The 22,643-nt window shown below is 41.9% G+C and carries 21 protein-coding genes; 17 read left to right on the forward strand and 4 right to left on the reverse strand.

The window, feature by feature from the left end:
• The first annotated feature begins 8 nt into the window (after positions 1 to 8).
• From ACXM0J_RS01150 to ACXM0J_RS01190, 9 genes are all read left to right on the forward strand, one after another.
• Positions 9 to 1,220 carry an NAD(P)/FAD-dependent oxidoreductase gene (locus tag ACXM0J_RS01150; protein ID WP_086264862.1) on the forward strand — a complete coding sequence of 404 codons (1,212 nt, stop codon included), beginning with the start codon at positions 9 to 11 and terminating at the stop codon, positions 1,218 to 1,220.
• A 42-nt stretch (positions 1,221 to 1,262) separates the two neighbouring features.
• Positions 1,263 to 2,486 carry an MFS transporter gene (locus tag ACXM0J_RS01155; protein ID WP_005803015.1) on the forward strand — a complete coding sequence of 408 codons (1,224 nt, stop codon included), beginning with the start codon at positions 1,263 to 1,265 and terminating at the stop codon, positions 2,484 to 2,486.
• Between the two features lie 23 nt (positions 2,487 to 2,509).
• Positions 2,510 to 3,031 (forward strand): cupin domain-containing protein, encoded by a 522-nt coding sequence (locus tag ACXM0J_RS01160; RefSeq protein WP_002117566.1) that lies wholly within the window; start codon positions 2,510 to 2,512, stop codon positions 3,029 to 3,031.
• Positions 3,032 to 3,067: 36 nt separating this feature from the next.
• Positions 3,068 to 3,892, forward strand: a complete 825-nt coding sequence (locus ACXM0J_RS01165; protein WP_005803013.1) for an alpha/beta fold hydrolase — start codon at positions 3,068 to 3,070, stop codon at positions 3,890 to 3,892.
• A gap of 15 nt (positions 3,893 to 3,907) precedes the next feature.
• Positions 3,908 to 4,702 (forward strand): SDR family oxidoreductase, encoded by a 795-nt coding sequence (locus ACXM0J_RS01170; protein WP_000009973.1) that lies wholly within the window; start codon positions 3,908 to 3,910, stop codon positions 4,700 to 4,702.
• Between the two features lie 15 nt (positions 4,703 to 4,717).
• Positions 4,718 to 5,509: an aspartate dehydrogenase gene (locus tag ACXM0J_RS01175; protein ID WP_064784326.1), complete on the forward strand. Its 792-nt coding sequence runs from the start codon at positions 4,718 to 4,720 to the stop codon at positions 5,507 to 5,509.
• Positions 5,510 to 5,522: 13 nt separating this feature from the next.
• The gene (locus tag ACXM0J_RS01180) at positions 5,523 to 6,989 is read left to right on the forward strand and encodes an aldehyde dehydrogenase (protein WP_086264863.1); all 1,467 of its coding nucleotides are present in this window, start codon (positions 5,523 to 5,525) and stop codon (positions 6,987 to 6,989) included.
• Between the two features lie 38 nt (positions 6,990 to 7,027).
• Positions 7,028 to 8,668 carry a thiamine pyrophosphate-binding protein gene (locus tag ACXM0J_RS01185; RefSeq protein ID WP_086264864.1) on the forward strand — a complete coding sequence of 547 codons (1,641 nt, stop codon included), beginning with the start codon at positions 7,028 to 7,030 and terminating at the stop codon, positions 8,666 to 8,668.
• A gap of 155 nt (positions 8,669 to 8,823) precedes the next feature.
• Entirely contained in the window at positions 8,824 to 10,020 is a 1,197-nt protein-coding gene (locus ACXM0J_RS01190; RefSeq protein WP_213034390.1) for a hypothetical protein, read from the forward strand.
• 61 nt (positions 10,021 to 10,081) lie between these two features.
• Here the strand turns inward: ACXM0J_RS01190 and ACXM0J_RS01195 are convergent, their stop codons facing one another.
• Entirely contained in the window at positions 10,082 to 11,380 is a 1,299-nt protein-coding gene (locus tag ACXM0J_RS01195; protein ID WP_086264865.1) for an MFS transporter, read from the reverse strand.
• 241 nt (positions 11,381 to 11,621) lie between these two features.
• Between ACXM0J_RS01195 and def the strand changes: the two genes are divergently transcribed.
• A complete protein-coding gene (gene def / locus ACXM0J_RS01200) occupies positions 11,622 to 12,104 on the forward strand; it encodes a peptide deformylase (protein ID WP_086264866.1) in 483 nt (160 codons plus the stop codon).
• 178 nt (positions 12,105 to 12,282) lie between these two features.
• Complete coding sequence (locus tag ACXM0J_RS01205; protein ID WP_068566367.1) at positions 12,283 to 13,605, forward strand: glutaminase; 1,323 nt, start codon at positions 12,283 to 12,285, stop codon at positions 13,603 to 13,605.
• Here the strand turns inward: ACXM0J_RS01205 and ACXM0J_RS01210 are convergent.
• Positions 13,572 to 14,360: an AraC family transcriptional regulator gene (locus ACXM0J_RS01210; RefSeq protein WP_086264867.1), complete on the reverse strand. Its 789-nt coding sequence runs from the start codon at positions 14,358 to 14,360 to the stop codon at positions 13,572 to 13,574. The two genes, ACXM0J_RS01205 and ACXM0J_RS01210, sit on opposite strands and share 34 nt — an antisense overlap.
• A gap of 106 nt (positions 14,361 to 14,466) precedes the next feature.
• Between ACXM0J_RS01210 and ACXM0J_RS01215 the strand changes: the two genes are divergently transcribed.
• Positions 14,467 to 15,687: an MFS transporter gene (locus ACXM0J_RS01215; protein WP_086264868.1), complete on the forward strand. Its 1,221-nt coding sequence runs from the start codon at positions 14,467 to 14,469 to the stop codon at positions 15,685 to 15,687.
• A gap of 67 nt (positions 15,688 to 15,754) precedes the next feature.
• On the opposite strand, the gene ACXM0J_RS01220 is transcribed toward ACXM0J_RS01215, so the two are convergent.
• On the reverse strand, positions 15,755 to 16,900 hold the full coding sequence (locus ACXM0J_RS01220; protein WP_033848584.1) for an aldose epimerase family protein: 1,146 nt from the start codon (positions 16,898 to 16,900) through the stop codon (positions 15,755 to 15,757).
• A 193-nt stretch (positions 16,901 to 17,093) separates the two neighbouring features.
• On the opposite strand from ACXM0J_RS01220, the gene ACXM0J_RS01225 reads away from it, so the two are divergent.
• A complete protein-coding gene (locus ACXM0J_RS01225) occupies positions 17,094 to 17,540 on the forward strand; it encodes a hypothetical protein (protein ID WP_086264869.1) in 447 nt (148 codons plus the stop codon).
• 11 nt (positions 17,541 to 17,551) lie between these two features.
• Here ACXM0J_RS01225 and ACXM0J_RS01230 read toward each other — a convergent pair whose 3' ends face one another.
• On the reverse strand, positions 17,552 to 18,427 hold the full coding sequence (locus ACXM0J_RS01230) for a LysR substrate-binding domain-containing protein (RefSeq protein WP_086264935.1): 876 nt from the start codon (positions 18,425 to 18,427) through the stop codon (positions 17,552 to 17,554).
• Between the two features lie 184 nt (positions 18,428 to 18,611).
• Here ACXM0J_RS01230 and ACXM0J_RS01235 point away from each other — a divergent pair, with 184 nt between their 5' ends.
• From ACXM0J_RS01235 to ACXM0J_RS01250, 4 genes are all read left to right on the forward strand, one after another.
• Positions 18,612 to 19,361, forward strand: coding sequence for an SDR family NAD(P)-dependent oxidoreductase (locus ACXM0J_RS01235; RefSeq protein ID WP_086264870.1), 750 nt, complete (start codon positions 18,612 to 18,614; stop codon positions 19,359 to 19,361).
• Between the two features lie 78 nt (positions 19,362 to 19,439).
• Entirely contained in the window at positions 19,440 to 20,741 is a 1,302-nt protein-coding gene (locus ACXM0J_RS01240; protein ID WP_213034391.1) for an MFS transporter, read from the forward strand.
• A 19-nt stretch (positions 20,742 to 20,760) separates the two neighbouring features.
• Complete coding sequence (locus ACXM0J_RS01245) at positions 20,761 to 21,606, forward strand: transketolase (RefSeq protein WP_086264936.1); 846 nt, start codon at positions 20,761 to 20,763, stop codon at positions 21,604 to 21,606.
• 10 nt (positions 21,607 to 21,616) lie between these two features.
• On the forward strand, positions 21,617 to 22,621 hold the full coding sequence (locus ACXM0J_RS01250; protein WP_086264872.1) for a transketolase family protein: 1,005 nt from the start codon (positions 21,617 to 21,619) through the stop codon (positions 22,619 to 22,621).
• Positions 22,622 to 22,643: the final 22 nt, after the last annotated feature.

Here is a 22,643-nt window from a genome sequence, read left to right on the forward strand (position 1 = left end):
AGATGGCTATGGAAAAGATAGTAATTGTAGGTGCCGGACAGGCAGCGGGTTGGGCAGTAAGTACCTTGCGTCAAAATGGGTATGTGGGCGAAATTCACGTGGTTTCAAATGAAGATCAAGTGTTTTATGAGCGTCCGCCACTGTCTAAGCAAGTACTTTCAAAAGAAGCAACGTATGAAAGTTTGAATCTGTTCTCTCCTGAACAGGTTCAAGAGTTCAACGTTCAATGGCATAAACCGGAAATTGCGACAAAAGTCGATCGTGAGCAAAAACAGGTTCATTTAGAAAGTGGTCAGATTTTGCCGTATGACAAATTGCTGATTGCAACTGGAAGCCGTGCACGTGTACCCGTCAATACATGGCAGTTCATTCCAAATGTTGTGACTTTACGCAATGTGCATGACTGTGAACGTTTGGCTGAAATTTTAAAGAATGCAAAAAATGTCGCTGTGATTGGCGGTGGCTGGATTGGTTTAGAAATTGCTGCAACTGCACGTAAGCAAGGTAAAGATGTTCATATTTTTGAATATGGCGACCGTTTATGTGCAAGAAGCGTGAGCCCGGAAGTTTCTGCATTTTTAAAAAATATGCATGAAACTCAAGGTACAAAAATTCATTTAGACAGCAAGAGTCTTCATTTAGTTGAAGCGCCAAATCAAAAAGTTGAAGTGGTGAATCACCCACAAAATAGCCAGTTATTTGACTGTGTCGTAGTAGGTGCAGGCGCTGAGATTGCCAAAGAGTTAGGTGTACATGCTGGTCTCGATGTGAAAGATGGCATTGTAGTGAATTGTTTTGGGCAAACTTCAGATCAAAACATTTATGCCGCAGGTGATGTCGCGATTCATCCGGGTTTGGGTTATTGCATTCAGTCTTGGGCAAATGCACAAAATCAGGCGATTGCAGCAGCAAAGTCGATGCTCGGCATTGAAACTGAATATACCGATATTCCATGGCTTTGGTCAGATCAATATCACTTTAATATCCAGATTTTAGGTACGTATCAACCTGAAAAAACGAAGGAAGTAGTCATTCGCCAAGGTGAGGAAGATCAGGTGAGCTATTTATATCTGGACCATGAAAATCGTTTGCTCAACATGATTGCCATTAATGATTCTAAACTGATCAAACTGGCAAAACGTTGGATGCAAGCCAACACCGTTTTAGATCCAAAACTATTAGCAGATGCTGAATTTAATGTCATGAAGTTAAAACCGTAAACATTAAATCTGGTTCTCATTACCAAATCGAAGGAATGACACATGAGTAATGAAGAAAAAAGTGGATTGAAGCATTGGGTACCTGCTTTTGTCCTTATGGTGTGTGTGGTACTGGCGTTTTTCGACAAGATTAGTATTGCGGTTTTATTTTCAGATCCTCATTTTCAAAGTGCAATGGGAATTGCTGAAGATAAGGCCAAGCTCGGATGGCTCATGACAAGTTTCTTACTTGCTTATGGTTTTTCATCAGTCTTTCTAAGCTTTTTGGGTGACATCTTTAACCCAAAGAAAATGCTGTTCTGGAGCGTAACGTCGTGGGGCGTACTCATGTTCTGTATGGGGTTCACCACCAGTTATTCAGGCATGTTGGTTTTACGTGTACTGCTTGGTTTAGCAGAAGGCCCGTTATTTGCCTTGGCATACACCATTGTTAAGCAGACTTATACGGACCGTCAGCAGGCACGTGCTTCTACCATGTTCTTACTTGGAACACCGATAGGTGCATTCCTTGGGTTCCCGATCACTGCAAATGTTTTAGCTCACCACGACTGGCACACCACTTTTTTTGTGATGGCTGCGCTAACCCTGATTGCGATTTTTAGCATTGTTTTTGGTCTGCGTAACTTGCAGCTCAAGAAAACTGTCGAAATTGAGGGCGAGAGTAAACGCACTAATTTCAAAGGTCATATTGCCAATACTAAATTGCTGCTCAGCAACAGCGCATTCTGGTTGGTTTGTCTCTTTAACATTGCGTTGATGACGTATTTGTGGGGCTTAAACAGCTGGGTTCCTTCTTACTTAATGCAAGACAAAGGATTCAATCTCAAAGAGTTTGGGATGTATTCAAGCTTTCCATTCATTGCCATGTTAATTGGCGAAATTATCGGTGCGTTTTTATCTGACAAGTTAGGCCGCCGCGCAATTCAAGTATTTAGCGGTTTATTACTCGCGGGCATCTTCATGTATGTGATGGTCATTATGACTGAGCCATTATTGATTATTGCTGCCATGTCTTTAAGTGCTATGGCATGGGGTTTTGGAGTAGCAGCTGTATTTGCTCTGCTTGCAAGAGTAACGACCTCAAATGTAGGGGCGACTGCGGGTGGAATATTTAATGGTTTAGGTAATTTTGCAAGTGCAATTGCGCCTGTTCTTATCGGTTACATCGTGATGCAAACACACAGTTTTAATTTAGGAATTACCTTCTTGGCTGCTGTCGCTGTCATTGGGTCGTTGTTCTTGGTTCCTCTTTTAAAACGTTATTAATTCACTGTATAGGAGTTTAAAAAATGACTACACAACAATTCGAATCGTGGGCACAACCAGAGGGTGCTTCTTTAGAAGATTGGTTAAACACACGTATTGCTCGCTTTGAGACACGTAAATATGACTTCGATGCTTTGAAGTTCCAAGCAGATTACGACCCGAAATATCGCCGTGCACAAATGCGTTACATGGGTACGGGTGCAACAGGTGTTGCAAATGATGGTAACACCGTTCCAGCAGAAAACTTCACGTTTTCAACCATGGTTCTACCACCACAGTGTGAAGGCCCTTTACACATTCATCACGATGTTGAAGAAGTTTTCTTTATGCTCCGCGGCGAAATTGATTTGTTCATTGAGCACAACGGCGAAAAATTTGAAACCCGTTTAAAAGAGCGTGATCTGATTTCAATTCCACCGGGAATCTACCGTGGTCTGTTTAACCCAGGTCAAGAAGATGCCTTGATGTGTGTGATGTTAGGAACAGGTAAACCAACCATTCCGAACTATCCGCCAGAGCATCCATTGTCTCAAATCAAACGTTAATTGTTTGATGAAGTGAATGAAAGGAACGAATTGAAAATGATGACACTCATTGAAAAGTTAGCAGAATTTCCGGTGAAAACCGTTACTGTTCAAGGCCAGCAGCAAGCCTATCGGGAAGCCGGTCAGGGTGAGTACCTTGTGCTGTTGCATGGCATTAGTTCAGGTTCTGCTTCATGGGTAAACCAACTTGAAGTGCTGTCTCATCATTTTCATGTCATTGCCTGGGATGCACCGGGCTATGGCAAATCAGATGAACTTTTAACTGATCAGCCCAATGCTACTGACTACGCAAAGCGTTTGGCAGCATTGTTAGATGTTTTAAAAATTGAAAAAGCAATTGTGGTCGGACACTCATTAGGTGCCTTACAGGCCAGTGCATTTGCTGCACTTTACCCAGAGCGAGTGGAACATTTAGTTGTTGCTAACTTGGCACAAGGCTATCAACGCCACGATGAACAAACACAAATTCAGGTTTTTGAAAAAAGACCAAAAATGTTGAAAGAACTAGGCGCTAAAGGAATGGCTGAAAGCCGTGGACCTCATTTGATTTATAAACAAGAGCCACAAGCCTTAGCTTTAGTTTCAGAGGTGATGCAGCAGCTGACCCTAAAAGGTTTCACCCATGCATCGTACTTACTGGCATATGACGAAATACGTAATTACTTAACCCATTTAAAAGTCCCATGCACAGTCATTGCAGGGCAGCAAGATCAAATCACTCCTGCGTTAGGTATACAAGAGCTTGCTCAGGAATTGCAGTTGGAACAGCGCTTCGTCATAGAAGATGCAGGACATTTAAGTTATGTCGACCAACCGCAAGCATTTAACCAAATTATGTTGACGATTCAGGAACAATCGTAAGAGAGATTAAGGATTATGAGCTTCCAAGTTGAAGGAAAAGTTGCAGTTGTTACCGGTGGCTCATCTGGGATTGGGCTGGCTGCTGTTGAAATACTGGTTGCAGAGGGTGCAAAAGTTGCTTGGTGTGGTCGCGATGAAGAGCGTTTAAATGCTTCAAAGCACTATATTTTAGAAAAATTTCCACATGCCAATATTTTTACCAAAGCATGCAATGTATTGAAAAAAGAAGAAGTTCAGCAATTTGCCAAAGAGGTCAAACTCAATTTGGGCAATGTGGATATGCTCATTAACAATGCTGGACAAGGCCGTGTTTCAAATTTTGAAAATACACAAGATGAAGACTGGATGAAAGAAATTGAGCTGAAATATTTCAGTGTTTTACATCCGGTACGGGCTTTTCTTGACGACTTAAAACAGTCGGCAAATGCCTCAATTACCAATGTGAACTCGTTACTGGCATTGCAACCGGAACCGCACATGATTGCGACTTCATCTGCACGCGCTGCACTGTTGAATTTAACCCATTCGTTGGCGCATGAGTTTACTCAATATGGTGTTCGCGTGAATTCAATTTTACTCGGAATGGTCGAATCTGCGCAGTGGAAACGCCGTTATGAAACCCGTTCAGATTTAAATCTGTCATGGGAAGAATGGACAGGCAATATCGCAAAAAATCGTGGGATTCCTATGCAGCGTTTAGGTCGTCCAGAAGAGCCTGCACGTGCTTTAGTTTTCTTGGCATCACCATTGGCATCTTACACCACAGGTTCGGCAATAGATGTCTCAGGTGGTTTTAACAAACATTTATAAATATTAGGTGCTGTCATGAAAAAGTTGATGATGATTGGTTTTGGCGCAATGGCAGCAGAAGTGTATGCCCACTTGCCTCAAGATCTGCAACTCAAATGGATTGTCGTGCCATCTCGTAGCATTGAAAAAGTTCAATCACAAGTCTCGTCTGACATTCAGGTGATTTCAGATATTGAGCAATGCGATGGTACCCCAGACTATGTCATTGAGGTGGCAGGTCAAGCAGCAGTGAAAGAGCATGCTCAAAAAGTTTTAGCGAAAGGTTGGACCATTGGTCTGATTTCGGTGGGTACGTTGGCTGATAGCGAATTTTTGGTTCAGCTTAAGCAAACTGCCGAAAAAAATGATGCACATCTGCATTTACTTGCAGGGGCTATCGCAGGCATTGACGGTATTTCTGCGGCTAAAGAAGGTGGCTTGCAAAAGGTCACTTATAAAGGCTGTAAAAGCCCAAAAAGTTGGAAGGGCAGTTATGCAGAGCAATTGGTCGATCTAGACCATGTTGCTGAAGCTACAGTCTTTTTCACAGGAACCGCGCGTGAAGCTGCCATGAAATTTCCCGCGAATGCCAACGTTGCAGCAACCATTGCACTTGCAGGGCTTGGAATGGATGAAACCATGGTTGAGTTAACTGTTGATCCAACCATCAACAAAAACAAACACACCATTGTGGCAGAAGGTGGTTTTGGACAAATGACTATTGAACTGGTGGGCGTGCCATTGCCAAGTAACCCCAAAACATCAACTTTGGCTGCGCTTAGCGTGATTCGTGCTTGTCGCAACAGTGTAGAAGCAATACAGATTTAAGAAGGATTTGATCATGGCAAAGGAAATTTATATTGCAGGTGAATGGCGATTAGGCCGTGGTGCAGTCATTCAAAGCCTGTTTCCGGCAGATCAGTCGGTAAACGCTGAGCTTTCAACAGCAACGCTTGAAGATGTAAATGAGGCAATTGAAAAAGCGGATCAGGCGTGGCGTCAACCTAGCTGGAGAAACAGCTTGCCGCATGAGCGTGCACGTATTCTCTATAAAGTTGCAGACATTATTGAAGCGCGTGTAGATGAATTAGCCAAATTACAAACACGTGATAATGGTAAGCCTTTAACTGAAACTCGTGGCTTGGTCATGAGCGCTGCGGCGACTGCACGTTATGTTGCTGCGGCATGTGAAACGTTGAACGATGAGCTCACCACTCAACGTGCTCCAGACTTTATGACCATGAGCGTGCATGAACCTGTAGGCGTTGTGGCAGCCATTACTCCTTGGAACTCTCCAATTGCGAGTGAAGTTCAAAAGCTTGCTCCAGCTTTGGCAGCAGGAAATGCCGTGGTGTTAAAACCAGCTGAAGCGACTTCACTGATTGCTTTAGAGCTTGCCAAAATTTTTGAAGAAGCAGGTTTACCAAAAGGCTTACTCAGCGTGCTAGTTGGGCGCGGTTCTGTGATTGGTGATGCAATTGCTCAGCACCCATTGGTTCGTAAAATTTCTTTTACAGGTGGAACAACCACGGGGCGTCATTTGGCACACATTGCCGCTGACAAACTGATTACTACTTCGCTTGAGTTAGGTGGTAAGTCACCAACCATCGTTCTGCCAGATGCGGATGTCGAACTGGCAGCTAAAGGTGTGGCGTACGGAATTTTTAGCTCGGCAGGCCAAGCGTGTATCGCAGGTTCTCGCTTGTTTATTCATAGTAGTCTTTACGATCAGTTTTTAACGCGTTTGGTTGAAATTACCAAAGGCTTACGTGTGGGCCATCCAGAACAAGCTGATGTGCATTTAGGTCCACTGGTCAATGACAAACATTTGCAGTCAGTTGACCGTTATGTGCAGCTTGCTAAAAGCGAAGGTGGTCAGGTTCTAATTGGTGGTGAAGCGCTTACGGCTGGTGACTATGCCAAAGGAAGCTATTACTTACCCACCATTATCACGGGCTTAAATAACAGTGCTCAAACCTGTCAGGAAGAAATTTTTGGCCCTGTTTTAGTCGTTATGAAATATGACAACGAGCAAGATTTAATTGCCCAAGCCAATGACAGTTGTTTTGGCCTTGCTGCAGGTATCTGGACTGAAAGCTATCGCAAAGCTTGGCGTATTGCACGTGCCTTAGAAGTGGGAACGGTATGGATTAATACCTACAAAAAATTCTCGATTAGTGCGCCGTTTGGTGGCTTTAAAGACAGTGGAATCGGGCGCGAAAAAGGCCGTTTAGGCATTTTATCGTACATGCAACAAAAGAGTATTTATATGGGGCTGAATGAACAGCCTAACCCTTGGTGCGATTAATAAATTCAAGGACTGAAAACAAATTTTGAGGAACAGACATGACTGAACGTGTAAATGTAGGCGAAGCAATCGCAAGAGTTTTAGAAGCGCACCAAGTTGATAGTATTTATGGTGTTATTTCCATCCACAATTTACCTATTGCCGATGCGATAGGGCGCCGTGAAAAAATGCGCTTTGTAGCAGCCCGTGGTGAAGCGGGTGCGGTTACTATGGCAGATGCACACTCACGCTTTAAAGGCCTAGGTGTTGCGTTAACCAGTACGGGTGCTGGTGCTGGTAATGCGGTGGGTTCGTTGATTGAAGCAATGAATGCGGGTAGCCCTGTAGTGCATTTAACGGGTCAAGTTGAGCGTGAATATCTCGACCGTGATGCAAGCTTCATTCATGAAACCAAAGACCAACTTACATTCTTGCGTGCATCGAGCAAAGCGGCGTTCCGTATTACCAGTCCAGACAATGCTGTTGGTGTGATTCGTGAAGCCATCCGTGTTGCAACTACAGTTCCAATGGGTCCCGTTAGTGTTGAGCTCCCAATTGATGTACAGGCAGCAGAAATTGATTTGCCACTTAACTTAGGGCCAGTCAAAGCACTTGAGTTACCACAGGCAGAGCAAGCAGAAATTGATCTTCTTGTCAGCGAAATCAAAAAAGCAAAACGTCCGATTTTCTGGATTGGCGGTGGAACTTTAAATAGCGTTGCCGAAGTTAAAGCAATTGCAGATTTAGGTATTCCTGTTGTGTCATCTACACATGGTCGTGGGGTGTTGGCAGATGATCATCCACGTAGTTTGGGTGCTTTCCATAACTCGGCGGGTGTTGAGCAGTTATTAAAAGATGCTGACCTGATGGTTGTGGTGGGTTCTCGTTTACGTAGTAATGAAACTAAAACTTATTCGGTTGAATTCCCTGAAAACATTATTCAAGTGGATGCAAACCCAGTGGCACAGCAACGTAATTACAAAATCCGCAACTTCATTTGTGGCGATGCTAAAGATGTCTTAACACGTGTGTTAGAACAGCTTCAAGGCACTTCAAAAGTTGATGCTGATTACGATGCTGCTGTAGTAACGGCTAAACAGGCTGCAATTGATGCGCTGCGTAAACAAATCGATCAGTACGCATTAATTTGTGATCACTTGCGTGCAGCTTTACCTCAAGACGGTATTTTTGTACGTGACATCACCATGTCGGGTAGTACATGGGGCAGTCGTTTATTCCCAGTACAAGCACCAAACCAAAACATCCACTCACTCGCGGGTGCAATTGGTTTAGGTCTTGCAACAGCAATCGGTGCTTCAGTTGCTAACCCTGATAAAAAAGTAATTGGTTTAGTCGGTGATGGCGGCTTAATGCTGGGTATTGGTGAAATTGCAACTATGGTGCAAGAAAACACCAACATGGTCTTAATGATTATGAATGACGGTGGTTATGGCGTAATGCGTGGCATTCAAAATAACTACTTTGGTGGTCGTCAGTATTTCAATGAATTGCATACACCTGACTACAAACTCCTTGGCGAATCAATGGGTGTGAAAAGCTGGAAAGTCGGTAGTGCAGATGAGTTTAAAACGGTTATTCAAGAGGCTGTTGCTTTTGAAGGGCCAACCGTGATTGAGCTCGATATGAACTCGATTGGACCATTAAACTTCGCGGGTCCACCGCAAAAGAAACTGTATTAACCAGTTTGGATGGTTTAGTACATATGCGATGGGAGCTGCTAAGCCATCCTTTTTTTAGATAAATTTTTTTGTCTAAAAAATAATAAAAACGAAGTTTTACAGGTAAAACAAATAAAGTTCCAGCAGGACGCTGGAACTCAATCAAGGATGTAGAGATGAAAAAGACTTCATTGATCATGGCATTCATTGCACAGCTTACGCTGGGGGTAAGCGTCAATGCATTTGCAAAAGACTCATTGCTTGAATGGAAAAGTGATGACGGCACCGACTCATTAAAGTTAGGTGGGGTGGTTCGGTTAAATCAACGCTATGAAGATTGGGAAGGGCCAAACCGTGGTTTTGGTAAGCTCCATTTTGATATTTTCAGGGTAGATCTCAAAGGAAAGTTTGATGATGCCTATATCAATGCCAGTTATATGTTTCAAGACCAACAGAAAACGTCCATTGAAAAAGCATATGTTGGCTATAACCTAGATGCGAATAACAGCATTGAAGCGGGCCTAGTTTATAAGCCTTTTACGATTTATCCTTATCCGCAAAATGGCTGGACCTACCACATCCCATTCTTTTTAGGTTATGGCAACAATATTGCGCCGGGGATTAACTGGAATTATCACAACAAAGATTGGGATGTAAAACTCGGTTATTACCCGCAAATGTTAGAGACGAATTTGCGTTATTCCCCTGAGAGTGCAACTTATGATGACTTAGCAGGAAATGCATTTCCATCTCAAAAAGCCTATCAAAATGAAAAACGCAATCAGGTGAATACCCGCATTGTTCGCAAGTTAGAAACTGATTTCGGTAAGCAAGAGTTTGGTGTATCGGGTGCAATTGCCCAGCTACATAATGATATTACCGATAAAGACGGCAAATATTATGCAGTCGGTTTGCATACTGAAAACAACTACAAACGCTTTAATTTACAAAGCTCGGTCATCCACTATCAATACGATGCTAAAAATCCGGATGGTGTAAATAGTGATATGACTTTGATGGGAGCGAATGGCCTTACGCCTGCTTATTTCATTGCTTCGGAAGGTACGATTGCCAGTTTAAACCTTGCCTATACATTGCCTGTGACCAATATGGGCAAGCTAAAAGCCATTAAGTTTTATAATGACTATAGTTATCTCGATAAAAAACGTGATGATTGGTCAGATTCGCAAATGAACACTACAGGGATGATGTTTATTGCTTCACCATTTATGGTTTGGGCAGATTATACGTGGGGTAAAAACTCTAACATCATTGGTGGCTCGACCAACTCAACAGGGTATACCTCTGCCACTTCACCAAATAGTGATAAGTGGCTATACCGTATTAACTTTAATATCGGGTTTACTTTCTAAAGTAAGCTGCAATAAAAAACCACGCAATTGGCGTGGTTTTTTATTTAATAAATGAAAATTTTTAATACCTGTTTTTTTCAAACTTATTCCAAAACACAAAGGCAGTCACAAAGGCCAAAATGGTTAGCGCGAAAATATAATACATCGCACCAATATCACTATATTGACTGAGCCAATGCACTAAAGGCAGGGTCATACCACCAACAATTGCATACGATAAATTATAAGAAAATGAAATGCCCGAGAAGCGAACAGGCGCGGGGAACATTTTGACCATACTGCTCGACACCATGCCGACGGTACCAGAGCATAGACCCAACAACATATATAAACCAAAAATGGTTGAATGTGCCGCGTGCCCCAAACTGTTATAAAAAACTGCTGCTGTGAGTGCCACGGCAAGCGCACCGACCATCATGACTTTGCCACAGCCAAAACGGTCAGCAAAATAGCCTGCCAAAATACAGCCTACCATTTGCATGACAATGGCTGCACTTTGCATTTCAAAAGTTTGAGCACGCTCAAAGCCAAACGTACCAGTTAATAAATTTGGCATGGCTAAAATCACCACCACCACACAACCTGTTAAAAACCATGTAAATAACATACCAATCGCTACGGCTGTTTTATGCGTTTTTAAGACTTGTTTTACAGGCATTTCTTTTGAGATTTCTTTGCGAGCCTGCATAGCTTTAAACACAGGCGTTTCTTTTAAATAAGTCCGTAAATAAAGTGCAACCAGACCAAAAATACCACCTGCAATGAAAGGAATACGCCATGCCCAGTCATGGATTTGTCCTTCACTAAAATTCAGTGAAATCCATAAAGACATCAGTGCACCCAATAAAATTCCTAAAGACAGCCCAGCGGTGAGTAAACCATTTGCCACTCCAATTTTTCTTTCTGGTACGTGTTCCGATACAAAGGTCCATGCAGCTGGAATTTCACCCCCAATCGCAATACCTTGCACCACACGCATAAGCAATAAAAGTAGTGGTGCCAAATATCCGATATTTTCAAAGGTCGGTAATATCCCGATAAACAGTGTAGGCAGTGCCATCAGTAAAATAGAAAGCGAAAATAGTTTTTTACGACCGACCAAATCACCAAAATGGGCCATGACAACCCCGCCTAAGGGCCTGAAAAAATAACCTGCTGCAAAAATACCATAAGTGTTGAGCATGGCCCAAAACGGACTAAGTGTGCTAGGGAAAAAGAGGTCGGAAATGATTTTGGCGTAAAACACATAAATCACAAAATCATAAAACTCTAAAGCTCCACCCAATGAAGAAAGGGCGAGGGTTCGTTTATCTTCTTTATTAAGATAGTTCGCATCCTGCAAAGTTAATTCCTGATCCATTTTTTACTTAATTGTTGTAATTGAAGTTTGGATATTAATGGAAAAGTGAAGTAAAAGTAAATGGAGGAAATTTGTTCTATATGGTAACGGGTAACGTCGGTTGGACTTGTTCAGATCAAAAAGCTTTAAAACAAAAAACGCTTTAGATGAAACAAAAACAGATGTAGGAATGGCTTTTCTTTTGTTTCGCTCAGCGACACAATAAAACTTGTTATAGCCAGTTTAATGAGAGAGTCAAAGGATGAGTGTAGTTTTACCTGTCGCGAAGCGTGGTGAAGATATTTTGAAACTGACTGCGGCCCCTGTGTCGGCAAATGAGTTAAACAGTAATTGGCTTTATCAGCTTGCTGACGCTATGCATGCGACAATGCTTGAGCGTAATGGGGTAGGAATTGCTGCGCCGCAAGTGTATATCTCTAAACGCGTCATTATTGTGGCGTCTCGTCCAAACCCACGTTATCCCGATGCACCTGAAATGGAAGCAGTGGTCATGGTGAATCCTGAGATTTTAGAGTTCTCAAACGAGGTTTGTTTAGGTGAAGAGGGCTGCTTAAGTGTGCCAGACGAGCGGGGGCAAGTTGAACGCGCAGAAATGGTTAAGGTTAAATATTTAACACTTCAGGGTGAAGCAGTTGAAATGATTTTCCATGGTTTTCCTGCTCGTATTGTTCAACATGAAGTCGATCATTTAAATGGGATCTTATTTGTAGAAAGAATAATCTAATCTTTAGTTTAAAGTTTTGAAAAACCTATAATGAGCTTGAAAAGGATAACTCATCGGAATTAGAATACTTATATCGTGATATTTAAATCATTACAAAAGATATAATTTTAATATTATCAGCAGGTTGTGCTGAAATTTTGCGCGATGTTGTAAATCTCCTCATTTAAGGTTACTGACCATGAAAACCCCTCTCCCAGAATATTTGGCAAATGTTATAGAAGCCTGTGACATCGATAACAGCGGTCATCTCGCCGATTATATTCCTGAGTTGGCAAATGCAAACCCAAATCGATTAGCTTTAGCAATGTCTACGGTAGATGGTGAAATTTATTCGGTCGGCGATGATGATGTTGAATTCACCATACAATCAATTTCTAAACCATTTGTATATGCCTATGTTTTACAACAGCTTGGCATTGATGCAGTACTTGCGAAAGTAGGGGTAGAGCCTTCGGGGGAAGCCTTTAATGAAATTTCATTAGGTAAAGACGGCCGTCCCAAAAACCCGATGATCAACTCTGGCGCAATTACTGTACATTCCTTGATTCAGGTTAAACATGGTTTGCATAGCGCAGAAATCCTACGCCGTTTTATGAGCGAGCTTGCTGGTCGTGAATTAAGTTTTGATGAGTCTGTTTATGATTCGGAAGTCAAAACAGCCTACCGTAATCTTTCGATCGGCTATATGTTGCGCACGGTGGGGATTTTGGAAACTGACCCTGTCGATATTGTGAATGGTTACATTCGTCAATGTGCGATTATGGTTACAGTTAAAGATCTGGTACGCATGGGCAGTGTACTTGCCAATGGCGGGGTTGACCCTAGAACTGGAAAACGCCTATTAAACCGATCTGTAGTTAGACAAGTTCTCAGTGTCATGATGAGCTGTGGTATGTATGATGCTGCGGGTGACTGGCTTTCAACTGTAGGTATTCCTGCTAAAAGCGGTGTAGCCGGGGGGATTTTGGGTGTGCTGCCGGGTCAGGTCAGTATTGCTGCTTTTTCACCTCGACTAGATGAGCATGGTCATAGTGTTCGAGGAATCGATATTTTAGAACGATTATCTCGTGACATGGGATTACATCTCATGGAAGGTACGCCTTCTGCCCAGACCATTGTACAAAGTCATTACCGTACAGGAAAAGATGCATCATTAAGTGTGTATGTGCTTCGGGGTGTATTGAAATTTACCGAAGCTGAAATGTTGTTGCGTATTTTACAAGACGAGACAACTGATCAAAGCACAATCGTTATTGATTTAACCCAGATTTCACTTATCCACGATGTGGGTAAACGTATGTTTTTAGAAGGCGTAGATCGTCTGATTGATGATGGTCATACCCTTGTTTTAGTTGATCCTGAACAGCGCTTAGACCATGCCAGAACCGCCAAAGATCGAGAACTTCATGTCTATCATGATTTCGATGATTTATTGGAAAAACATGAGATCCGTACTAAAAAAAAGACTTATAGCGACATCGCGGCACTTCTAAACTGCTGAGGTGTTTTTCCTAGATGTCGCTTAAACATCGCACTGAATGCGCTGGGGTTTGTATACCCCAGTGACTCTGAAATTTGGGCAATAGATTCGCCATTCGCGATTTTACTCAAGGCAAGTGCAATATGCATTTGCTGTACCCATGCCCGATAAGACAGCCCAGTTTCTTTTTGGAACATACGCATTAAAGTTCTAGAGCTCGTACCAATATCATCAGCCCAATCTGTTAAATCTTTTGAATGGTCAGGAGTATGTAATAACTCTTGGCAAATTTTTAAGAGTCTTTTGTCTTTCGGCCACGGAATCTGAATAGACAACAAATTAGCGCGATGGATTTCTTCAAAAATCAAAATTTGTAAAGAACGGGAAAGCTCTTGAGAGGTCGCTGTATTTGGAGTGTCCTCTCGTTCAATTTCATTTAAACGAATCAAAAGCTCATGTAACAGGTTACTGACTCGAATAATAAAGCAATGTTGTCCCATTAAAGCTGCTGCATTTACTTCAACCAATGCCGTATTTAACTTAACGTGACTCAGTGAAATCACGCTGTGCTCTACATGTGCTGGAATCCATAATGCACACATGGGCGGCACAATCCACACATGATTAGGCGTAAAAACTTGAATGTTTCCAGTAGACGCATATAAAAACTGCGCACGTGTATGCGTATGGGTAGGAGTGATTTCTCGGTAAGAATGCTCGGAAGATAGCCCAATCACCAGTTCAGATAAATCAGACTGAATAAGAGAATCGGACATAAACTATCCTAAAAATTGTCACTTATACGATGATTATTGGAAGATAACTTTATAAGCGACAATTTACAATAAGCTTCTCATTTAAAAATATTGGAGTTTTTCAGGTATGACGTCTTCAATACAATTGAAAGATGGTATTGCCAATACCGTTGCAAATGATCAGTCTCAAGGAATGATTATTAAAATTGTAGGCGCCGTGGCAGTCGCACATTTACTGAATGATTTAATTCAGGCGGTGCTACCAGCCATCTATCCAATGCTAAAAGCAAACTTTTCGCTGAGTTTTGCTCAAGTCGGCCTCATCTCGTTTGTATATCAAATTACAGGTTCACTGCTACAGCCTTGGATTGGACTTTATACCGATAAACATCCAAAACCGTATCTTCTCCCACTCGGAATGGTCGTCACATTCTGCGGCATTATCTTGTTAGCATTTTCACCAAGTTTTGCTGTGTTGTTGTGTGCATCTGCGCTTATTGGGGTAGGGTCTGCAACCTTTCATCCAGAGGCTTCACGGGTGGCGCGAATGGCATCGGGCGGGCGCTTTGGTACGGCTCAGTCGACTTTCCAAGTAGGCGGAAACACAGGTACTGCCATTGGTCCATTATTAGCAGCTTTACTCATTGTCCCATTTGGACAGCATGCAGTTGCCGGCTTAGTGATATTTGCACTTTTGGCGATTTGGGTTTTATTTGGTGTAAGCCGTTGGACTGTGAGCCATGCTAAAAATCAGGTAGCTGCACGTGCAACTCAAGCACATACTAAATTGCATGGTCGTAAGCTCATTATTGCTTTGAGCACAATTAGTGTATTGATGTTTGCCAAATTTACCTACATTGCCAGCATTAGTAACTACTTTACTTTTTACTTAATTCAAAAGTTCCATATCAGTATTCAAACAGCTCAATTGCATTTGTTTGCCTTCTTGGCAGCTGTTGCTTTAGGTACATTTGCAGGTGGCCCAATTGGTGACAAAATTGGCCGTAAAGCGGTTATTTGGGTTTCATTTGTTGGTATGGCACCGTTTGCATTAATGATGCCGTATGCAAACTTATTATGGACAACAGTTTTCTCAATTATTGCAGGTTTAGTGTTGTCATCTGCTTTTGCTGCAATGGTAGTTTACGCACAAGAAGCTGTTCCGGGCCGTGTGGGTATGATTGCAGGTTTAATGTTTGGTCTGATGTTTGGGGTAAGTGGTATTGCCGCAGCTGGGTTGGGACATTTAGCCGATATTAACGGCATTGAATGGGTATTTGGTTTATGTTCATTGTTGCCATTACTTGGTTTTGCAACTGCATTTTTACCCAACACAAAAGTAAAATAAATGAAAAGACTCTCAGCCATATTTAGCTGAGAGTCTTTGTAATATGAACATAGCCTCATTAGAAAGACTATTTTTGAACACCAAACTTAAATACGGTGACACTGTTATAAGTTTGATTTGGGTTTAAACGTGTAGAAGGGAAAGCTGATTGATTCGGGCTATCTGGAAAATGCTGTGTTTCTAATGCTAGCGCATCTGCTTGTCGATAGAGTACGCCATTTGCACCAGTAACATTTCCGAGTAAATGATTGGCTGTATACATTTGAACGCTTGGTTCAGTGGTTAAAACCTGCATGGTTCGTTTAGATTTTGGGTCAACCACAATAGCTGCAAGATTGAGTTTCCCTTGAGACTTTTGATTAATTACCCAAGTTTGGTCATAGCCATATCCATAGGCCAATTGCTGATTATTCGCTCGAATATCTTTTACGATAGCTTTAGGTGTCCGAAAATCAAAAGGTGTACCTGCAACCGAAGCTATTTCACCTGTGGGTAAAGAGTTTTGATCGGTTACCAATATACGGTCTGCATTGAGTTGCACCACATGATCTAGCACGCCATAAGGGTTATTGCCAGCGCCTGATAAGTTGAAATAACTGTGGTTGGTGAGATTGACGACTGTCGGTTGATCAGTTTTGGCTTTATATTCGATCTGGAATTCATTTTGATCTGAAAGACTGTAGATCACTTCTACATCTAATTTTCCGGGAAAACCTTGATCGCCATTTGGACTGGTTAACTTAAGAGAAGCTTTAACGGTTTCACCTTTAGAAACGAGGGGCTTAACTTGCCAAACACGTTTATCAAAACCGGGATTACCGCTATGTAATGAATTCGGCCCATTATTTTTTTCAAGGTTATACGTTTTTCCATCTAAGTTAAATTTAGCATTGCCAATACGGTTCGCATAACGACCAATTAATCCGCCAAAATGAATGCCTTCCTTGGTATCAGTGACTTCATAACCTTTTAGATCATCAAAGCCCAAAACAATATTATTTTGTTTGCCTTGTGCATCGGGAGTCAAAATCTGTGTAATTACACCACCGAAGCTAATAAAAGATACCGAGACTCCTTTGTTATTGCTCATGGTGTATAAATCAACTTTTTGACCGTCTTGAGTCGTACCATATGGTTTTACATTTAATGTGGCTGCATTGGTAAGTTGTGCAAAGCTATAAATCGTAATACCTAAAATTACTAATTTTTTCATGTTTATACTCTATTTTTTAATCGTAGGATTGGATGAATATAAGATTGATTCTTCATCTTTTTAAAGAGGTTTTTATTATAGATAGTGTTAATGATGCTTAGTGCCATTAACTCTAAATATTGAACAAACTTGCACAATTTAAGGTTATAAAGAAATTAATCTTATGAGTAAAACTCAACGGTAAGCTATTTTTATGATTCATCCCGACTCGATTTTAAAATTTTCACTTGGTCTAAATAGTCTCTCGTTTGATGTAGACAGCCAGCACATTCACGTTGAGCAGGGCTTAGGTTTTATTAATTCAAAAAGTATCAGCAATAGTGTTATTGATGAGCTTGCGATTGAAAAGATGATTTATTTTATTGAAGAAATCATCGAGTCACAGCCACTCAGAAATCTCAATATAAATGGTGTAGCCGTTACGGCTGATACCGCCATGACACAGCTCAGTGAGTTATTTTTTAGTGCTAAAAAGCAAATCAGCCGTATCGAGCTTGAGCATGGTTTTAATGATTTTATTGAGCGTTTAAGCTACTACATAAACCAAGTAGCCCCAGATCAGCTTTATATTTTTACCTACTTTGTATTTATTCGAGAGATGATGCATCACTTACGAGTTGAGGAAATTCAGATCATTTAAGAAATGATTTCTCAGCCTGCCAATTCATCATGAATCCAGTTTAAAAACAGCTCAATTTTAGGAATAAATTGATGGGTTCGTGGATACACCAAATGATGAGCCGAGATAGGAATCGATAGTTCATCTGCAAAAACTCTAACTAATTTTCCAGATTCTAAGTAATTTTGAGTGAGTAAATTACTTTCCAAAACAAAACCTAGTCCATGTGTGGCTGCTTCAAGTGACATATAAGAGCGGTCAAAACTCAAAGTATAGGGAAACTCAGGAATGCTTAAACCCAGATGGGCAAACCACTGCGGCCAAGTGACTAAGGTCGAGCGCGATAAAATCAGTTCTTTCTTTAATAAATCTTGAGGTTTATTTACTGGACTACGTTCAAGTAGCTTAGGAGATGCAAGCACTTCTAGCTTTTCATTACGAATCGTTCTGATTTCTACGCCTGTCCAGTTGGGTAATCCATGACGAATATCAATGTCGATCTTGTCGCGGGTAAAATGCAAGTTTTCATAAGAACATGACAAGTTGACCTGAATCATGGGGAACTTTTCTTTAAATGACTCGAGGCGAGGGAGCAACCAAAGCAAACCAAAACTTGGGGATGAATGAATATATAAACTGTCTTTAGGGCTTTTATCGGCAGCTTTTTCAGTGGCTAACATCAGGTTATGCAAAATGGTGGTGACATCTTGAAAATAGCGCTCGCCAGAAGGGGTAAGCGTCACACCACGGGCACCACGAATAAATAAACTCTGCCCAATCATTTCTTCAAGCTTAGCAATTTGATGACTTACTGCTGAAGGTGTGAGATTTAAATTCTCTGCTGCCTTAGCAACATTGCCAAAACGGGCAGTTTGCTCAAAAGCCTGTAATGTTTTAATTGATGGCATCTGGTTGAAATTGTTTTCACTACTGTCCATGAAATAATCCGTTTTTATCCCTAAAACTTATTTAAAAATAGCATAGACATGAATTTTTTTCATGCCTTGTTGAATTCGACATGATTGCTGGGCTTTGTGAAAAAAGAGATTCTAAGTCAGAACTCAGGAAATAAAGCGTAAAAGAGGATTGAACATGTTACTACAAGGAAAAGTGGCATTAATTACCGGTGCAGCATCAGAACGTGGAATTGGGCGAGCAACCGCAGAAATCTTTGCACAACAGGGTGCCAAAGTCATTATTGTTGATTTAGATCTTGCTCAAAGCCAAAATGCTGCAAAGGCGCTTGGTGAAGGACATTTAGGCCTTGCTGCAAACGTTGCGAACGAAGAACAGGTCAAAGCAGCTGTTGAACAAGCACTACAGCACTACGGAAAGATTGATATTTTAATTAACAATGCTGGTATTACTCAGCCAGTTAAAACACTCGAAATCCAGCGCAATGACTATGACCGCATTTTAGATGTTAGCCTACGCGGAACATTGATTATGTCGCAAGCTGTTATTCCATCCATGAAGGCAAATGGTGGTGGAAGCATTGTATGCCTATCTTCAGTTTCAGCGCAGCGCGGTGGTGGTATTTTTGGCGGGCCACACTATAGTGCTGCGAAAGCAGGTGTGTTAGGTCTGGCAAAAGCGATGGCACGTGAGTTTGGTGGTGACCAGATCCGTGTAAATTCTCTTACTCCCGGTCTAATCCAGACTGATATTACTGGCGGTTTAATGAATGATGACCGTCGTCATGACATTTTGGCAGGTATTCCTCTCGGCCGCTTAGGTAAAGCGCAAGATGTTGCAAATGCAGCATTATTTTTGGCAAGTGATCTGTCAGCTTATTTAACTGGTGTCACACTCGATGTAAATGGTGGCATGCTGATTCATTAATCGCTCACTATTTCAAAACTAAAAATAGAACGATGGTCACAAGAGGATACTGTGGCCAAATGTAAAGGGATTCGCATGATGGATACAGTATTTTCATCTGAAGTAGATACGGCGGTTCGTAAATCTGCCTATCGAAAAATTGCATTTCGGCTTATGCCATTTTTAATGCTTTGTTATTTTTGTGCCTATTTAGATCGAGTAAACGTGGGTTTTGCCAAGCTCCAAATGATGAGCGATTTACAGTTTAGTGAAGCTGTATATGGTCTAGGCGCAGGGATTTTCTTTATTGGTTATTTCCTCTGTGAAGTACCAAGTAACATTGTGCTTCACAAAGTAGGTGCACGGCGTTGGATTGCCCGAATCATGATTACATGGGGCATCTTGTCAGGCTGTTTTGCGTTTGTTCAAACCGAATGGCAATTTTACACCTTACGTTTTTTGCTTGGTGTTGCGGAAGCTGGACTAGCTCCGGGATTGTTGCTTTATCTCACTTATTGGTTCCCGTCTTACCGCCGCGCACGCATGACAGTTCTTTGGTTTATCGCGATTCCAATTTCAGGAATGATTGGTGGACCACTTTCAGGCTTAATCATGGACCGAATGAGCGGTGTACATGGCTGGTTTGGCTGGCAATGGATGTTTGTAATTGAAGCCATTCCCACAGTGATTGTTGGCTTGCTTGTACTTGCTGTTTTAAATGATTCAGTTCAAGACGCCAATTGGTTAACCCAAGACGAAAAGAACTTGGTGAAGCAAGAGCTTGCTCGGGATAACCAGCACAAAGAAGGTCATGCTAGCGTCAAAGAGTTCATCGCAGATAAACGCTTATGGCTACTCGCAGGCATTTACTTCTGTGTAGTGATGGGCCAATACGCCATTACATTTTGGTTACCAACTCTCATTCGTAACTCGGGCATTAGTGATAACTGGCATATCGGTTTGCTCACAAGCCTGCCTTATATGTGTGCCATTGTGGTCATGATTTTGGCAGGGCGTAGTGGTGACCATTTCCAAGAACGCCGCTGGCACTTAATTATTCCAATGTGTGCAGGCGCTATAGCACTCACATTTGCGACTTTATTCGCTTCAAATCTAACGCTCTCTTTAATTTGCCTTTGCATCGCAGCGTCAGGTGTGCTGACGGCATCCTCTTTATTCTGGATGTTACCGACTAACTTTTTGGGTGGTGTTTCCGCAGCGGCAGGTATTGCAGCAGTGAATAGCTTTGCCAATCTTGCAGGATTTTGCTCACCTTATTTAATCGGTTGGGTCACTACCAACACAGGTTCAAATGCAATCGGCATGTTCTTAATCACCGCAGTATTAATTTTCGGTGCCAGTCTGGTTCTGCGTGTTCCGGCAAAACTGGTTAATCGTTAATAAGGAATAGTAAATGACAATGTTAAATGTTGATAAAGCAGGCCAAATTGCCGAGTTGCAACAACGTGCCTACCACATTCGCCAACATGCTTTACGTATGGGGCAAGTACAAGGCCAAGGCTATGTTGGACAAGCCTTAGGTGCAGCAGATCTACTGGCAGTATCTTATTTCCATGCCATGAAATATCAGCCTGAAAACCCTGAATGGGAAGCCCGTGACCGTTTTTATCTTTCTATTGGGCACTATGCAATTGCACTCTATGCAGCCTTAATTGAAGCAAAAATTATCCCGTTTGAGGAACTTGAAACCTATGGTGCAGATGACAGTCGTTTACCGATGTCGGGCATGGCTTCCTATACACCGGGTATGGAAATTACAGGTGGCTCATTGGGTCATGGTCTTGGAATTGCAGTCGGCGCATGTTTAGGACTAAAACAGAAAAAGTCAGATGCTTTTGTTTATAACTTATTGTCCGATGGAGAGCTAAATGAAGGCTCAACATGGGAAGCCGTGATGTCTGCTTCGCATTGGAAACTAGATAACCTAATTGCCATTATTGATGTGAATAATCAGCAGGCAGATGGACATTCCAGCGAAATTTTAGCGTTTGAGCCGATTGTAGACCGTTGGCAGTCATTTGGTTGGTACACCCAACGCGTAGATGGCAACAACATGGAAGCTTTGCTTGAAGCATTCGATCAGGCACGAAACCATGAGGGAGCATGCCCAAGAGTCATTATTTGTGACACAAAAATGGGTAAAGGCGTGTCGTTCTTGGAAAGTCGCGAAAAAACACACTTCATTCGTGTTGATGAACATGAATGGGACGACGCTTTAAATATTTTGACCCACTACGGACAGTAAGGAATATACCATGAGCCAGTTAGCCAATCCCCCTAAGAAAAAACTAACCACTTCGGCAATGATTGCTTCTATTGCTGCCGAGGGCCAACCGACCAAACCAGCACCATTCGGACATGCACTGAATGCCTTGGCAAAAGAGCGTGACGATATCGTAGGTTTGTCAGCAGATTTATCAAAATATACTGACCTACATATTTTTGCCAAAGAAAACCCAGATAAGTTTTTCCAAATGGGCATGGCAGAACAACTTTTGATGAGCGCAGCAGCAGGACTTGCTCGTGAAGGATTTGTTCCTTTTGCGACGACCTATGCCGTGTTTGCATCACGCCGTGCCTATGACTTTATTTGTATGGCAATTGCAGAAGATAACCTGAATGTCAAAATTGTAGCAGCACTTCCTGGGTTAACCACGGGTTATGGCCCAAGTCATCAGGCAACGGATGATATTGCAATTTTCCGTGCTATGCCGAACTTGATGGTCATCGATCCATGTGATGCCTTGGAAATAGAACAGGCGATACCTCAGATTGCCGCGCATAATGGACCGGTATATATGCGTTTATTGCGTGGTCAAGTTCCATTAGTACTCGATAAATATAATTACCAGTTTAAATTGGGTAAGGCACAGGTGATTAAACCCGGTAAAGACTTACTCATTATTTCGACTGGTTTATTGACCATGCGTGCGCTTGAGGCAGCCGAAGAACTTGAAAAAGAGGGCATTGAGGTTTCAGTGCTACATGTACCTACGATTAAACCTTTAGACGAACAAACTATTTTGGATGAAGTCGCTAAAGGTGGCCGACCTGTTTTAACTGCCGAAAATCACTCAGTCATTGGTGGGTTAGGCGAAGCAGTCGGCTCACTATTTCTAAGAAATGGACAACATCCTCGTTTTGACATGATTGGTTTGCCAGATGCATTTTTAGATGCAGGGGCATTGCCCACTTTGCATGATCGCTATGGTATTTCAACTGAAGCAGTTAAAGAGAAGATTAAGGTACATTTGAAGTAAAAGATTAAATTTTCAAATTGAA

The sequence above is a fragment of the Acinetobacter sp. GRABPA_MV_2 genome (assembly GCF_056725885.1).